Source organism: Paenibacillus sp. DP01, assembly GCF_044784315.1.
GTDB classification, from domain to species: Bacteria; Bacillota; Bacilli; order Paenibacillales; family Paenibacillaceae; genus Paenibacillus; species Paenibacillus polymyxa.
The window spans coordinates 5,174,816-5,191,909 of the sequence record NZ_CP173059.1 but is presented as its reverse complement, the minus strand read 5'-3'; the positions used below and the strand labels follow the sequence as shown (position 1 = coordinate 5,191,909).

The following is a 17,094-nucleotide window of genomic DNA, read 5'->3' as shown; positions in this document are numbered from 1 at the left end:
CTGAGTATTCTGAGAAGGGATGATGTTTATGAAGTGGGGAAAATATCTTTCTGGAATTTTATTAGCCATTTTAGTTTTAAGTATGTCAATAGCTCCAGCCTCAGTTGAGGCCAATTCATCAAGTTCAACGGCGAAGGATACTGCTACGTCACTTTCGCTTAATACGACTCAAGCGCTGGAACCTATCAGCACGACTGAGGCTGTATATGGTGAGACTCTTAAAGTGAACAATCATCGGGTTACATTAATGTCTAATTTCAATGTGAACGGTGATCTCATGAGTTTCACTGATTCTTTAACGACAGCTGATCCAACAGATTTTTGGTTCTTTAACGTACCTACGGATAGAAGCATTCTGGCTCAGATCAAGTCCAGTAATCCCAATTATAGATTTGACTTGTACTCGATTGATTGGAGCACGGGGACAGCAAGTTTGACGGGTTTTGGAGGAAAGGCTTCTGAATTGAAGTTTGCTACAGACTTAAAAGCAGGGGACTGGGGCCTTCGTGTTACTTCCACAGGAACGGTAGGTGAAGGCTATAGTATCCACATGAATGCGGCCTCGCCAGCGGATACACCGACTAATGGTAAGACGGCCAAGCTAACATCCTACTCTAACAATTTGTTATATACGGTAATTGAGTATTCAAACGGAGATATTAAGGTGAATGGGACCCAAATTGCCAATACAACGGTGGCAAACCCGAATTTGGAATGGTCAAGAGAATTCAACTTCTCCAGTGGTGGGAGTTATTCTTCAAGGAGTCATAATGTATCAGATATTCGGGTTAAAAGTATCACTACGCCTGTGAAGTATACGTCAAATTATGCAAGCTCGGATAATGCTGTTTTGATTGTTCTAAATGCAGATACGCTTTTTACCTATTTTGAATCTGCATATAGCTCAGGCAATCCACCGTATCACAGTTCTTCTTTTGTTGACACCAGTGGCAGAACTACGCCGAGACGTCTAGATTTTATTGATATGGCTGGAGATCCAGACATTCTTGTGTATGATCTAGATAAAAAGAAAGTAATTGATTTTGTAAGTAACTTAAATTATTACTATGCAAAAGGAATTGAGCCCCAGCCAACGGTAGTTTACTATAACTAACGTCGTAGAAAAAATTAAATTTATTTTAGTAGTTTCAAACATTCACAAAGAGTTTATTATATTCGTATAATAAACTCTTTTGCCTATTATACCACTTCAATCTATAGGAATAGAATGCTTTGTCAATGTAAAATTGGAATAACTATGAATGAAAACATTATCAATTCCAATTGACAATGGATAACTTTGGGTGGTATAGTCAAAAATGTGGGCGAGAGCTTCACTTCATTTGATGACGAAGGGAATGTTAGTGCATGCAAGGTAAAGTAAAATGGTTTAACGCAGAAAAAGGTTATGGTTTCATCGAAACGGCTGACGGCGGCGACGTATTTGTACATTTTTCCGCAATTCAAACAGAAGGCTTCAAAACACTTGAAGAAGGACAAGACGTGGAGTTCGACATCGTCGAAGGCGCACGTGGACCACAAGCCGCTAACGTAACCAAATTATAATCATCCCCGGCATAGCCGACCTACATAATTGGTAAGATGGTTAGCAATGGATAACGCGCTAGCAACTGCCCTGGAATATATTCCAGGGCTTTTTTATGTTTTCTACATACATAAAAGAGCCCCTTACACGGTGGTAAGGGGCTCAACATAACAGAACCTTTACTCTAGAGAACCGTCAAAGTCAGCCATTTCCACAAAAATGGTATTGGAGGAGGCAGATTGTTTCTCTATGCGGCCGTCTGGATAACGGAATTGATAGCGCAGGATGGCCTGAGCGATCAAGTACGCGCGGAGTGCAGATTCGATATCGAAGGAGAAGACGATGACGGCTTTATGGTCAGGATCAAGCTGGCCTAACGGGATACCTTGGAGCAGATTAGGATGCGGAATTGGCACAGAGTTCACGGTGACGGTTCTCAGTACAAGGAAATCTTCGGCTGAGAATGGTGCTGTGAGCAATAGCTCCTCCAGCGGAGTGTTGCCGATGTTTTCCACCTGGGCGGTGAAGGACAGGGTATCTTCTTGCCCGACACGCAGAGCGCTGGAGCTAAGTGTAAGCTTAGGAATGGCTGCGATGACGTCCACGCCTACAGTGTTGGTTTGAGCGATTTCCTGCAGGGTCTCTCCACCACTACGACGTGAGGTATATTCGATGGTGGCCTGGTTGCTGAATGTTCCATCTGCAGGTGCTTCACGGATTTGTGCCTGGAGCGTAAGGGTGAGCGTCTCTCCTGGTGCAATATCCGGGAGCGTAATACCAGTGCCAGGATTTGCGCCTGGCTGTGCTTTTTCTTGGATAGTCAGGCTGTTGGGTACATAAACAAGTCCATGCGGCAACGGGTCCGTGAACAACGGATACTGCGCCGAGATTCCCCCCTTATTTGTAATCTGAATAGTGAAGGTCAGTGTGTCTCCTACAGAGGCGTCATGGGTGTTCACCTGTTTCACTAATTCAAGCAGTGGGAATACCACTGGGATCGTCACGGTATTGGTAGTCAATGTGCCTGGTACGATTCTTCCTCCAGGCAATGTAAATGAGTAGGTAAAGGCAGCTTGATTTACGATGTAGCCAGATGGTGGTGTCTCGGATACGTTTACCTGATAAGTCAGGGCCAATGACTGACCAGGTTCCACAGAACCTAGACTAACTCCGACAGCAGGATCGGCTTCTGCCATCGATTGACCGTCCAGCTGGATGCTGCCAGGAATGTATAGGGTTCCGGCAGGAATAAAATTCTGCAGAATAACTTCTGAAGTAATGTTGCCAAAGTTATGGAGCAGTACTGTGTAGGTCAGGGTTTCTCCTGCAAGGGCCTCCTTATTTTCTGTGGAGATGTTTGCGGAAAGCTGCGGATCAAAAACAGCTACAGTCACGGTATTGCTGGTGACTTCGCTCGCACCGCCACTATCAGCATACTGAAGTCGCACATTATTATTTAGACGTCCTCCGACCGGCAGAGATTGAACAATTACGGTGTAGGATACGTTAATTGTCTGTCCCGCCTGTAAGCTGCCGATAAAGAGTGGTTCACCCGGCTTGCTAGAGGCAGATGGAGAACCGTTAATTTTCAAGCTGTCCGGATTTATGATGGTGCCACTTGGTACGTAATCGGCTAACACGATGTCGGTAACGACGGAACCTCCATCATTAACAAGGGTCAGCTGATAAGGCACAGCATCACCCAATGCGACAGTAGATACCGTCGTGTGCAGCACAGCTGACAAGGCTCCTTGATCGGCAGCGGCTACTTTAACCGAGACGGAAGGCGAAGTCGTTTGCTGATCTAGGCTCCGTCCATCTGGTAACTGGTAGGAGTAAGTCAGCGAAGCTTGATTCTCCAGTAAGCCCGACTCAGGGACACGAACGACAAGTGCGGAGAAGACAGTAGTCGTTTTTTCTCCTGGTGCAATAGCGCCTAGCGTAATACCTTGTTCTGGACTGGCACCATATTGAGCAATTCCATTAACCGAAACAGAGCCGGGAACAAAGGAGAGATCAGGTGGCAATAAGTCAGCCAACAAGCCGAAGGCCCCAATATTTCCGGTGTTTTCCGCGATGATGGAATAGGTGACGCTTTGACCCGGATGTGCGATCTCTGTATTGGTTAATTTCGTAAGGTTCACTACAGGCTGGAGTATAGCAACCGTCACAGGATTGGACAAAATGGCACTCGATTCTTCACCATTTGTGAGCAACAAGCGGGCCTGGTTGGTACGCGGTCCCGGCTGTTCGGTAGCTGCGATACGGACTTCAAAGGATATAAGGGTCTTGGTATTCGCTTCTAATGAAGGCAACGGTATGCCATCACTAGGATCGATTCCAGCCACGGTAGACCCGTTAATCTGAACTGAGTCTGTAATAAACTCGATATCCTCTGGCAATGTATCCAGCAAACGGGCATTTTGCACGGTGTCCGCATCCTCGTTATGAATCACGAGTTCATACGTCAGGGTATCGCCAGTAGTGGCGAAAGGTGAGCTTACGCTTTTACTTAAGGTGATATCTAGCGGTGACACGGCAACCTCAACGATGTTGGATAAATGGAATCCGCCAGCCTCTCGGCCATCTGGAGCATTAAAGCGATAGCCTACCTCAGCCTGATCTACCAGTAGTACAGCTGTAGGGATGGAGGATACCAGCACTTGGAAAGTAACGGTTGCCGATTGTCCTGGTGCTATAGCTGGAGTCGGGATGCCGGAAACTGGGCTTGCACCAGGAGCAGCGATGCCGTTAATCGTCACTGTATTTGGAAGAAATACGGAGCCGTCTGGAATATTGTCACTTACCGTAGTTGAGGCAGCAATGTTTCCGGTGTTGGATACGACAATCGTGTAGGTGATGATGTCACCTATGGTGGCATTGTTGGTGCTGCTTGTTTTGACTGCTGTCAGGATCGGCTGGAAGACTGGAATAGTCACCACATTAGATGTTGAGCTGCCGGTAAATGCCCCGCTGGTAAAGCTAACTGATGCCTGATTGGTTAATTGTGCAGGTGCGGGTAAGAAATCAACTCGAACCTGGAATGTAACGGTAGTAACGGCTCCAGGAATGAGTGTACCGATGGCAATACCGAATCCCGGATTTCCATCAGGGAAGGAGGTTCCGTTTATAGTAACACTGCCATTCACAAAGGAGCTTCCCGCCGCAATGATATCTGAAACCACTATATTATTGGCAGTACTGATTCCATTGTTGGAGACAGCCAAGGTATAGGTGATGAGATCGCCGACAATGGCGTCTGTAGCTGCTGTTCCTTTGACAATGCTCACATCTGGCGAAGATACAGAGATACTAACTGTGTTGGATACAACTGATCCTGATACGGTTCTGCCATCCGGCGGTTGGAAAGTGAATGAGCCTGATGCTTGATCGACCAGTACCTGTGGATTAGGCAGAGCATTGATAACGGTTTGGAAAGTTACGGATACCGTTCCGCCCGGCAGCACAGATCCAACCGGGACGCCCGTTTCGATGGACACACCAGGTTGTGGACTGCCAGCGATACTGACACTGTTGGCAAGGAATGATGATCCGGCAGGGATATTATCACTGATCGTAAGGGCAGCTGCAATATTACCGTTATTCACAGCTGTAATCGTATAGGTTAGTGTATCGCCGACGGAGGCGTTAACAGTGCTCGATGCTTTAGTAAGTGTAATTAACGGCTGGAACACAGGGACGATGAGTGGATCGGAAAAGGCAGTGCCGGTGAACGTTCCGCTGGTAAATGTGACGGATGCAATATCCGTGAGCAGTGGTGGTTGCGGCAAGCTTTGGACAGAAGTTTGGAAACTCACGATAAATGTATTTCCAGGTGCGACGTTTCCAATGACAATTCCAGCAATGGGCGAGGCGTTAGGGAAAGGTACCCCGTCGATAAGGACACTACCCGGAACGAATGAAGTACCTGCTGGGATTGTATCGGTTACAACGGTATCTGTGACGGAATCCACACCGCTATTCGTAATACTCAGTGTATATCTGATCGTATCTCCAACTACAGCGGCTGCCAGACTGGATGTTTTAGTCACCTGAATATTAGGTGCAGACACAGCGACATTAACTGTATTGGATGTGACAGTACCGCTCAGCACTCTACCATCCGGTGGTGAGTACGTAAAGTTCACTTGCCCTTGGTCGGTCAGTATAGGCGGAGTTGGCAGAGACGAGACGATGGTTTGGAAACTTACTGTGATACTGCCTGAAGGGGCCAGTGATCCGAGTGTTATGCCTGTAACTGGCGAAGCTCCTGGCACCAGGATGCCGTTAACGACTACGCTGTTAGGTAATAGTTCAGAACCTACAGGAATGTTATCCGACAGAACAGGTAAAACGGCGATATTTCCAGTATTGGTTAACGTCAAGGTGTAGACCAATGTCGATCCGATCTGTGTGTTGATGGTATTAGCGGTTTTGGTCAGGCCGATGATCGGCTGATAAACGGGCAAGGTCACCGGATCGGATTGCGAAGACGAGGTCAACGCGCCTGAAGTAAAGCTGACAGTCGCTTGGTTGGTTATTTGCGGCGGCTGAGGCAGACTGGCAACGGAGACCTGGAATGTAACGGCTGCTGAGCCACCTACTGCAATGGTGCCTACAGGGATACCTGAGATTGGTGACGCAGCAGGCACAGATGTGCTATTCACGGTCACACTGCCAGGGACAAAGCTGGTGCCTGGCGGCAGTGGATCAGATACGACGGCATTCACGACTGGGCTGATTCCGTTATTCGTGGCGATTACGGTATAAGTAATGGTATCTCCGACTACGGCATCTGTAGCGGAGGCTGTCTTGATAACGTCCACATCCGGCGAAGAGACGGAGACGGTCACAGCCGGAGATACTGCACTTCCGGTCAGGACACGGCCATCAGGTGGCTGATAGCTGAAAGCAGCGGTCGCCTGATTGACCAGTGTACCCGACGCGGGCAGTGAGGTGATAACTGCCTGGAAGGTCAGTGCGACGGTCGTAGCGGCGCCTATAATACCTAAGGGAATCCCGACGGTTGGATCTGAGCCAGGTGCGGCCGTGCCGTTGATCACTACACTATTAGGGATAAAGGCAGCCCCGGCTGGAATCGGATCAGTAAGGACGGTATCGGCGCCAATGTTCCCAGAGTTAGTAACAGAGAATGTGTAGGTCACAGTATCTCCAACCGTAGCTCTTCCCGTTCCTGCACTTTTTGATACAGTGACGATGGGTTGGTACACAGGGATGGTAACGGGGTTGGACACAGAAAATCCATTAAATACACCTGAAGTAAAGCTGACGGTTGCTTCATTGGTAATGGACGCTGGTGACGGCAGTGACTGTACGTTAAGCAAAAAACGAATGGTGGCTCCACCACCGGCTCCAAGCGTCCCGACAGGAATGCCATTTTGCGGGTTGGCTGTAACAACAGGAGTACCATTGATTGTAACGCTGCCCGGTACAAAGGCGGTTCCGAAAGGAATGGTGTCTGTGACGATTACGCCAGTCACTGGATCGAGTCCGTTATTGAACGCAGTTATGACGTAGGGAACAGAATCGCCCACGACAGCGACTGCCACATCAGCTGCCTTCGTAACTGTAACGTTCGGTGATGAGATCGGAATGGATACGGGCAATGCGGCACCGCTGCCGGTCAACGTACGTCCATCCGGCAGTTGGAACGTGTAGTTCACAGTGGCTTGGTTGGTTAGTATAGAGCCAGGTGGTACCGATATGACCACGGCGCTAAATGAGACGGTTACCGTCGCACCTGGGGCGACCGAGCCGATATTAATACCTGTAATCGGGTCTGCCCCGGGAATAGGCGCACCGTTGACCAACACGCTATTTTGATTCAGGCTAAGCGAGCTGGATAACAGATCAAGCACGACTGTCTCTGCGGGCGCATTGCCTGTATTCGTGACAGTGATGATAAAACCAAGCGTATTCCCTACGGTTGCACGATCTGCGCTCAGAGTATTGGTCACATTCAAAATCGGCTGAAATACAGGCAGGCTAACTTGATTCGAGACGGATTGGCCTGCGAAAGCCCCAGAATTAAAGGAGACCGTTGCCTGATCCGTTGACAAACCTGATGCTGGCAAGGAGGTTACTGTGGCCTGGAAAGTGACCGTTGCCGAGCTGGCAGAAGGGACAGTGCCCACGGACACGCCTGTGGCAATGTTGGCTCCCGGTATAGTGACACCGTTGACTTGTACGGAGTTAGGTACAAAAGTAGTACCGTCAGCAATCGGGTCGATAAAGACCGTTCCTGTCACCGGTGTAATGCCATTGTTTGCTGCGGTAATGGTGTACGTTATGGTGTCTCCAAAGGCTACAGACGTCTGATTGACTGTTTTGGTCACGGTGACATCTGGATTGGATACAGGAATAAACACCGGATTCGATTGGACGCTTCCGTTTAATGTTCGACCGTCAGGCGGCTGGAAAGTGAATGTGGCCGAACCTTGATTTAACAGGCCCAAGCCTGTAGGGACAGCATTAATGACCACTTGAAAGGTTAAAGCGACAGAGGATCCTGCTGCAATATTTCCGACCACCACACCCGTTTGGGGGTTAGCCCCGGCAACAGGTAAACCATTTACGGTGACGCTGTTGGGTATAAAGGAGGAGCCTGATGGAATGGCATCGGTAAAGGTAGCTGTTGCTGCTAAATTACCTGTATTTTGGGCGGTCAGTGTATAGACTACGGTATCGCCTACGGTTGCTTGACTCATATTAGCAGTTTTAACGAGGTTGATAATAGGTTGGTAAACGGGAACGACAACGGTGTTGGAGAGTGAGGTGAAATTCAGTGTGCCGCTGGTAAAAGAAACCGTGGCCTGGTCACTCAGTTGGGGTGGATCAGGTAGACTGTTAACAGACACGGAAAAGGTGACCGTTGCTGACGCCCCGGCTGCGATAGAACCGACTGGAATCCCGGTCACGGGGCTGGCTGACGGCAGCGTTGTTCCATTTACGATAACGGAGCCAGGAACAAAAGAGGAGCCTGTCGGAATGGTATCGGTCACGCGGACATCTGTTACGATTGCGATCCCACTATTGGTAGCTGTAATAGTATAGGTTATCGTATCACCAGGAACGGCATCAGTTGCCGAGGTGCTTTTACTGACCTGCACATTGGGCGATGAAACAGGAATTGTGACGATATTGGACGAAACATTGCCGTTAACAATCCGGCCATCGGGCGGTTGAAAGGAAAAGCTGATATTCGCCTGGTCGGTGAGTTGGGGAGGTAAAGGCACGGAAGTAATCACCACCTGAAAAGTTGTTTGAGTTGTGGCTCCTGGTGCAATGGAGCCAATAGACAGACCTGTTGCGGGACTGGCACCCGGAGCAGGAGTACCGTTAACGACCACACTGTTCGGCACCAGTGCCGAGCCTGTGGGGATATTGTCTGTTAATGTGGCAGCAGCAGCAATGTTTCCATTGTTGGTCACTGCCACAGAATACGTAACGATATCGCCAACCGTTGCCTGTAGGGGGTCAGCAATTTTACTTACAGTTAGCACTGGAGCATTGACGGCTACTGTCACCGGATTAGATACTGAAACACCTGAAAAAGCGCCGCTGGTATAGCTGACACGCGCTTGATTGGTGAGCTGCGGTGGGCTCGGCAATGGAGAGGATACCGTGACCCTGAACGTGATCGTCGCCCCTCCTCCTGGGGCAATGCTCCCAACCGGGATACCTAATGCCGGATCTCCGTTAGCCACTGCGATGCCATTCAGTGTTACGCTGCCCGCAGTGAATTGGGAGCCAGGCGGGATCGGATCGGAAACGACCACATTGTTCACTGCCTGGATACCGTTATTGAGTACTGTCAGCGTGTATAACACTGAATCGCCTGGAATGGCAGTGGAACGGTCTGCGGTCTTTGAAATGGACACATTTGGCGCAGACACAGGAATGGATAACACGTTGGATGATGAGCTATCTGTTCGCACTCGCCCATCAGGCAGCGTAAAGGAAATGGCGGCGTTGGCCTGGTCTGTCAGCACAGATGGCGTTGGAAGAGAGGTCACTACAGTTTGAAATGTCAGTGTGATCGGGCTTTGCGGTGACACGGTTCCGATAAAAATACCTGCTGCTGGACTGGCTCCCGGCTGACTAACACCATTGATTACCACGCTGTTCTCTATAAAAGTAGACCCGGAAGGAATAGCATCAGTCAGCGTGACAGAAGCATTATAGTTGCCGCTATTCGTGACCGACAAGGTATACAAAATCGTGTCGCCAATCGTAGCTGCTGTTGTACTTGCAGATTTGGCGACGCTGATACGCGGCTGATAAACGGGCACAGCAACCGTATTCGTCTGGGTGGTTCCGGTAAAGGTGCCACTGGTAAAACTGACACTGGCCGTGTTTTGCAGCGGCTGTACGGACGGGACGGAATTGACCAGCACGGCATAGGACACTAGAACAGATGCGCCTGCGCTGATGTTGCCGACAGGAATACCGCTTCTGGGGTCAGCCGTGCTCACAGGTGAACCGCCAACGGTTACGCTCCCGGGTACAAATGACAGACTACTAGGGAGCGGATCGGTAATCACGGCGTTGGTGATGGGATCAATTCCGTTATTAACGGCATTTACACTGTAGGTTAGCGTTTCGCCTACACTAACGGATGTGAATCCGGCAGACTTGGTTACTGCTACGTTGGGGAGCGATATGGATACGGAAACGATATTTGAAAGAAGTGTGCCCGACAGGGTTCTCCCGTCTTGCAATTGATAGGAATACTGGAGCTGTCCCTGATCGTTTAATCCACCTCCGGGTGGGAGAGAGTCTACTGTGGTGCGAAACGAGACTGTAATTTGTGCTCCAGGATTCACTGTGCCTACTGGAATTCCGGTATTGGGGTTGGCCCCCGGAACCGAAGATCCACCAACAATGACGCTCCCTGGAATAAAGGTGGAGCCTGCCGGTACAGTTTCCGTTAAGGTCGTATTTAACACGGCTGTACCGGTGTTGGCGATGAGAAATGAATAAGTAATCGTTCCACCGACGCTGGCACGGTTAGAGCTTGCGCTTTTAGTAATCGTTGGCGCTGCAATCACGACAGGTATAGCTACAAGATTGGACAACGATGATCCGGTAAAGGCACCGGAGGTAAAGCTGACAGTTGCGCGATTGTTGATTTGCGAGGGAGAAGGCAATGAATTAATGGCTGCTCGAAAAACAACTGTTACCGATGCGCCTGGAGCCAAAGTGCCAATTGGAATCCCGTTTACAGGCGAAGCTGTCGTAGCTGGTGTTCCGTTTACAGTGACGCTGCCGGGTACGAAGGCAACTCCGCTAGGTAGCGGATCAGTCACCACGACATTGGTCACATTTGCAATGCCGTTGTTTGTGGCGGTTATCGTAAACTGAATGGTTTCTCCAACAGCAGCAGCCGCTAAGGAAGAGGCTTTGGTCACGGTCACATTCGGCGAGGATACAGGAATGGTGAGCGTGTTGGATGTGCCGTTTCCATTCAATACACGTCCGTCAGGTGGCGTAAAGGTGTATGTGTAAGTCGCCTGATCTGTCAAGTTGCCAGAGGCAGGAACAGCATTGACGAGGGTCTGGAAGGTCACCGGTATAGTAGACCCCGTATTAATCGTTCCTACTGAAAAGCCAGCAGCAGGATTGGCAGCAGGCACGGAAGAACCGCCAATGGTCACACTGCCCGGAACAAAGGATGAGCCCGCCGGGATGCTCTCTGTAAAGTTGAGATTCGCAGCAATGCTACCCGTGTTGGATATTTGAAACGTGTACGTAATGGTGTCTCCTACTGTAGCAGCCGATGTATTGGCACTTTTAACAATCCCAATAACGGGTTGATAGATCGGTGTACTCGCAGTATTGGACGGAACGCTACCAGAGATGACAGGCCCGCCAGGCACGGTTTGAAAGGAAAAGGCTGCCGATGCCTGATTGCCCAGTTGCGTGTTGGCTGGCAATGTGGTGACTGTTGCTCGGAATGTAATGGTTACCGTGGAAGAAGGAGCTACGCTGCCCACTGTAATACCTGTTGCAGGATTGGCTGTGGGCTGGGCAGTGCCCGCGACAATAACGCTGCCGGGTACAAAGGTAGCTCCGGCTGGGATGATATCGGTAAGTACTGTGTTAGAAGCGCTGACGAGCCCCGTATTTGAAATGTTAACCGTGTAAGTAACTGTATCGCCAATAACCAATCCCGTAGAGCTAGCAGTTTTGGTTAGAGTCACCAGCGGAGCATTGATATCAATTTGAATGGCATTGGCATTGACGGTATAAATATCGCCATTAGTGGTTAGTTGAAGGACACCGCTGGTTTGGCTGTTTAGCAGTGTGGAGGAGATATCGACGTTGGTAATGTCCCAGCCTTGCCGTCCCCCCGTGACCTGCGTCCCAGGTGTCCCATTCACCGCATTAGTGGTACCAAAGGTCCCCGTCGTGACCAATGTGCCGTCATCCCCGTTAATTTGCGACGCAAAAAAATTAGTCGAAAAATTGTTGGGCCCAGACAGCGCAGTTAAGCTGGATGTGGTAGGTCCAAATAACGCACGGTCCCCGGTGATATCCACGTCACCCTCTTGGGCGCTAATTAACGCCCTGCCGCGCAAAGTCCCCTGTACAGGCGTGGCAAACCCGCTCACTACCACGTTGACCGAGCCAGTAGCGCTGCTAACCCCTTCACCGCCTACACGCAGCGATAGGTTACGGAAGGGGAGAGACGGGTTATTGTATACCACTGCCAGTGTCCATCCAGCGTGGTTGGTGTTGGTAGAATCGGGGACCGTGATGGTGCCCGTTACATTTCCGACCGTGTATGCCCCTGCGCCGCCTTGAATGACCAAATTTGTTACATTTGCGGTTCTCACATAGGTACTGAGACTGGTGACGTTGACCGATGTTGCAGATTCAGGGCTGACTGTAGTAGATAAAGCAGGCGTCTGAAATGTGATCGGATTGCTGGCGCTGGACAATACATTGGTACTGCCGTTGGCATAGCTTCCTCCCCAAATAAGCTCAGCATACAGCACTGTACTGCCCGCAGGGAGCACGAGGAATGCTGTCGATGAGTTACTGGCAAAAGCAGAAGTCGTGCCGAATGGATACGTGCCGAAGCGTGAGGCTGTATTGGTTGTGATGAAAGCGCCGATGCTGGTCGCAGTACCCGGCACCCCTACCGAAGCAGAACGTGCCAGCCCGAGTGTATTCCCTATAAAGGTAATAGCCCCGGTCTGGTTCGTTGCGTAACGCTGAATAAAAGCCATGGATTAACTTCCTACTTTCCATCTCTTCCCAATTATATACCTCAGAGATTTTTGAAGGGGAAGAGCCAGCTAGGCTGGGTGTAATGATCCTTTCGTATAAATTGCCTGCATGATAATCAGGTCTTGCATACGGCATAAGTTCCTATACCTGATTCAGCTTGATATGGCCCCCTCCTCCTTCGATAAAATAGATTAGCATGAGCTCCAAATAGTGGATCTGTCACGACACCAGCGGAGTAGCTATTTAAATATCTCTTCATTATTCACATATGTATGCGAGCTAAAATTAAACATGACCCTTTTCATAGAATGGCGTTATTGGAAGCGTTTTATCGAATCATGAGGGATTTTGTAAAAATCCGTCGAAATGTTGATAGGTTTTTTTACTTGGCGTTAACATATGTGTTATACTGAAGGGGCAAAGGAGGCGTGCCCTATGAACTTAACAGTACGAGGTCAACAGATCGAGGTTACCGACGCTTTGAAGGACTACGTTGAAAAGAAATTCAGCAGACTTGAGAAGTATTTCGATGCACCCCCGACGTCTGATGGAAGTGTAACGTTAAGCACAACCAGAGATTTGCACACTGTAGAAGTAACCATTCCTTTGCCGGGGCTTGTACTCCGTGCCGAAGACGAAAGCGATGACATGTATGCATCCATTGATGCCGTGGTAGACAAGCTAGAACGGCAAATTCGCAAGCACAAAACCAAGCTTAACCGGAAATTCCGGCAGGAAGGTAGTTTGAAAACTCTTTTTGTGGAAGATCCAGCGGGTAGCGTGGCTGTTGCCGAAGATGAGGATGCGGAAATGGATGAGCTGGAAGTCGTTCGTACCAAGCGTTTCTTGTTGAAACCTATGGATGTGGAAGAAGCTATTCTGCAAATGAACATGGTTGGACATAATTTCTTCGTATTTTCTAATATTGATAATGAGGAAGTTAACGTAGTTTACAAACGCAATGATGGTAAATACGGTCTGATCGAACGAGAATAGCCTGTGAAGCAGAAACTCATCACATTTTAAAGTGAATAGAATGTTTTCGATTGAAGCATGCTTCATGGATATTAGGAAAATGATCATAACACGAGCCTTATCCTTGCGAACCTGGCGGGATAGGGCTCTTTTATATGTTTATTGTAAACATGATTGAAAATTTCAGCTTGGACAGGTGTAACCAATTGTGTATTTCGTGCGTCAATTGTTTTGGTATCTTTAACCGGATGCAAATCTGGAGGCTGCTTGTGTTGCGGCATGTCCTACAAACTGTTACAATTTATGCAAAGAACATCGCACGATGGGCTGGTATAGCCGGGCCTGTCAAACATATCGGGAATCAATTTCATCATGGACCCTTTCTTATTGTGAAATTGATTCTATTAATTGTTTTGCGCGAAAGGGGTAAACCATGCTAGGAATTGTCAAAAAAATTTTTGGTGATACAAATGAACGTGACGTCAAACGTTTAATGAAGACGGTTGAACTGATCAATAAAATAGAGCCTGATTTTGAGAAGCTCTCGGATGAGGAACTGAAAGCCAAGACGGCGGAGTTTAGAGAGCGGATTGAACAAGGTGCTACGGCTGAAGAAGTGCTGCCGGAAGCTTTTGCAACGGTTCGTGAAGCGTCCAAGCGGGTGCTGGGCAAACGTCACTATGACGTACAGATGCTCGGCGGTATTGCGTTGCACGAAGGAAAAATCGCAGAAATGAAAACCGGTGAAGGTAAAACACTGGTGGGAACATTGCCGGTTTATTTGAATGCTCTGTTGGGCAAAGGTGTGCACGTGGTTACAGTCAATGACTATTTGGCACAACGCGACAGTGGAGAAATGGGACAAATTTACAATTTTTTGGGAATGACCGTAGGTCTGAACCTGGCCAATATGGATCATGCTGCCAAACAGGAAGCTTATGCTTGTGATATTACGTATGGTACAAACAATGAGTTCGGGTTCGATTATCTGCGCGATAATATGGTGCTTTACAAAGAACAGATGGTACAGCGTCCGTTGTACTTCTGTATCATTGATGAAGTGGATTCCATTCTCGTCGATGAAGCTCGTACACCATTGATCATTTCAGGACAAGCTCAAAAATCGACCGAGCTGTATTTTGCGGCTGATCGTTTTGTGAAGAGCCTGAATGTTGAAGAAGATTACACGTTGGATATTAAGGTGAAGTCAGTTGCTTTGACCGAAAACGGCGTATCCAAGGCTGAAAATTTCTTTGGTCTTGAAAACCTGTACGATCAGGAAAGTGTTACAATCAATCACCACATCGTACAAGCCTTGAAAGCTAACGCTATTATGCGTTTGGATGTGGACTATGTCGTGGCTGATGGTGAGGTCCTGATTGTCGATGAGTTTACAGGTCGTCTGATGGCTGGACGTCGTTACAGTGATGGTTTGCACCAAGCTATTGAAGCGAAGGAAAACATCATTGTCCAAAATGAAAGCATGACACTGGCGACAATTACATTCCAAAACTATTTCCGTATGTACCGCAAATTGGCGGGGATGACGGGTACAGCGAAAACAGAAGAAGAAGAATTCAAAAAAATCTACGGTCTGGAAGTGCTCCAAATTCCGACGAACAAGCCTAACCAGCGTGTAGATATGCCTGACGTAGTATACAAGAGCGTGAAGGGCAAATTCCATGCTGTAGTAGACGAAATTCTGGAGCGTAACAAAAAGAACCAGCCGATATTGGTAGGTACGGTTTCTATTGAAAACTCGGAGCTTCTTTCTGAAATGTTGAAACGCAAAGGCGTTCGTCATAAAGTACTTAACGCCAAATATCATGCGGAAGAAGCTGAGATTATTTCCCGTGCAGGTGAAGCTGGCGCGGTTACCATCGCTACTAACATGGCTGGACGTGGTACTGACATCGTACTGGGCGAAGGCGTTGCAGAACTCGGTGGTTTGCACATCATCGGTACAGAACGTCATGAATCCCGTCGTATTGATAATCAGCTTCGCGGACGTGCAGGACGTCAGGGTGATCCGGGCTCCACACAGTTTTACTTATCGCTGGGCGATGAGTTAATGAAGCGTTTTGGTGCAGATAACGTACTGAATATGATGGAGCGCTTGGGCTTCGAGGAAGATCAACCTATCGAGAGCCGTATGATTTCGCGTGCTATCGAATCAGCTCAAAAACGTGTCGAAGGGAATAACTTTGATCAGCGTAAAGTCGTTCTTCAATATGATGACGTGATGAATCAGCAGCGTGCTATTATTTACAAACAACGCCGTGAGGTGCTGGAATCAGAGAACATCAAGGAAATTGTGTTCGACATGATCAAGCCTGTCATTGAGCGTGTAGTGGAAGCTCACTGTGGTGATGATATCCCTGAAAACTGGGAACTGGAAGAAGTTGCAGAGTATGTGAACAACAACCTGCTTGAGGAAAACACACTTTCGCGCGACGATCTGTGGGGTAAGGAAAAAGAAGAGATGGTCGATATGATCTTCGAAAAAGTTACCAACAGATACCACAGCCGTGAAGAGATGATCGGCGAAGAAATGGTACGTGAGTTCGAGAAGGTTATCGTATTGCGTGCAGTTGACAGCAAATGGATGGACCATATTGATGCTATGGACCAATTGCGTCAAGGTATTCACTTGCGTGCTTACGGCGGTACCGATCCTCTGCGCGAGTATCAATTTGAAGGCTTCGAAATGTTCCATGCTATGATTGCTAGCATCCAAGAGGAAGTAGCGACCTACATCATGAAAGCACAAATCGAATCCAACCAAGAGCGTCAGGCTGTCATCGACGAAGACAAAATCTCGACGAGTGGCGAACCTGCGGCTCCCAAAAAGAAATCCGCTCCTTCGCGTCCGCGTAGAAAATAACGGATTGAAATTAAGGGATAGATCTTGATATACACTATCCTCTGCAATGCATATAATGGCAGGCGGCAGTTCAACCACTGACCGTCGGCCATTTTGTGCCATCAGGGGACGACACAGATATATTCAATATAGCTCTTCTGTAAGATGGTCAGGTTGAATATGGCTATGACTGTGCTCTCCTAGTTCTTTTAAAACAATTATGACAAATAAGCAAGTCTCTGCTTATTTGTCAGTCAATTCCGCAGTTGATCTGGCTCACATACCAGAGCCAGTTATGTAAAAGCAGTTTGACTTTACGGTGGTCGGGAGCGAAGCGGAGGATTTGAATCTGGAGAAGCGTCAGTGATCGTAAGATCAAATCATTCGCGCAGCGCCTCCCCACGAGCCGTAACTCATAACGCTTTACTCCCCCTAACCCTATATTAAAAGGAGA

At 48.4% G+C, this 17,094-nt stretch carries 5 protein-coding genes; 4 read left to right on the top strand and 1 reads right to left on the bottom strand.

The genetic code is table 11. From position 1 onward, the window contains the following. Positions 1 to 28: 28 nt before the first annotated feature. Together ACH59B_RS22845 and ACH59B_RS22840 are read left to right on the top strand one after the other, a co-directional pair. Complete coding sequence (locus ACH59B_RS22845; protein ID WP_404302748.1) at positions 29 to 1,114, top strand: hypothetical protein; 1,086 nt, start codon at positions 29 to 31, stop codon at positions 1,112 to 1,114. A 254-nt stretch (positions 1,115 to 1,368) separates the two neighbouring features. Further along, the gene (locus ACH59B_RS22840; protein WP_013373372.1) at positions 1,369 to 1,566 is read left to right on the top strand and encodes a cold shock domain-containing protein; all 198 of its coding nucleotides are present in this window, start codon (positions 1,369 to 1,371) and stop codon (positions 1,564 to 1,566) included. A gap of 159 nt (positions 1,567 to 1,725) precedes the next feature. On the opposite strand, the gene ACH59B_RS22835 is transcribed toward ACH59B_RS22840, so the two are convergent. Beyond that, entirely contained in the window at positions 1,726 to 12,801 is an 11,076-nt protein-coding gene (locus ACH59B_RS22835; protein ID WP_404302746.1) for an adhesin, read from the bottom strand. 436 nt (positions 12,802 to 13,237) lie between these two features. Here ACH59B_RS22835 and hpf point away from each other — a divergent pair, with 436 nt between their 5' ends. Both hpf and secA read left to right on the top strand, forming a co-directional pair. Continuing rightward, a complete protein-coding gene (hpf, locus tag ACH59B_RS22830; protein ID WP_016822933.1) occupies positions 13,238 to 13,798 on the top strand; it encodes a ribosome hibernation-promoting factor, HPF/YfiA family in 561 nt (186 codons plus the stop codon). A gap of 412 nt (positions 13,799 to 14,210) precedes the next feature. Then, a complete protein-coding gene (gene secA, locus ACH59B_RS22825) occupies positions 14,211 to 16,661 on the top strand; it encodes a preprotein translocase subunit SecA (RefSeq protein WP_016822935.1) in 2,451 nt (816 codons plus the stop codon). Positions 16,662 to 17,094: the final 433 nt, after the last annotated feature.

What these genes read in the sequence shown, in the direction of transcription:
- ACH59B_RS22845 (WP_404302748.1), top strand. Translation starts at nt 29, where the DNA reads ATGAAGTGGGGAAAATATCTTTCTGGAATTTTATTAGCCATTTTAGTT.
- ACH59B_RS22840 (WP_013373372.1), top strand. Translation starts at nt 1,369, where the DNA reads ATGCAAGGTAAAGTAAAATGGTTTAACGCAGAAAAAGGTTATGGTTTC.
- ACH59B_RS22835 (WP_404302746.1), bottom strand. Translation starts at nt 12,801, where the DNA reads ATGGCTTTTATTCAGCGTTACGCAACGAACCAGACCGGGGCTATTACC.
- hpf (WP_016822933.1), top strand. Translation starts at nt 13,238, where the DNA reads ATGAACTTAACAGTACGAGGTCAACAGATCGAGGTTACCGACGCTTTG.
- secA (WP_016822935.1), top strand. Translation starts at nt 14,211, where the DNA reads ATGCTAGGAATTGTCAAAAAAATTTTTGGTGATACAAATGAACGTGAC.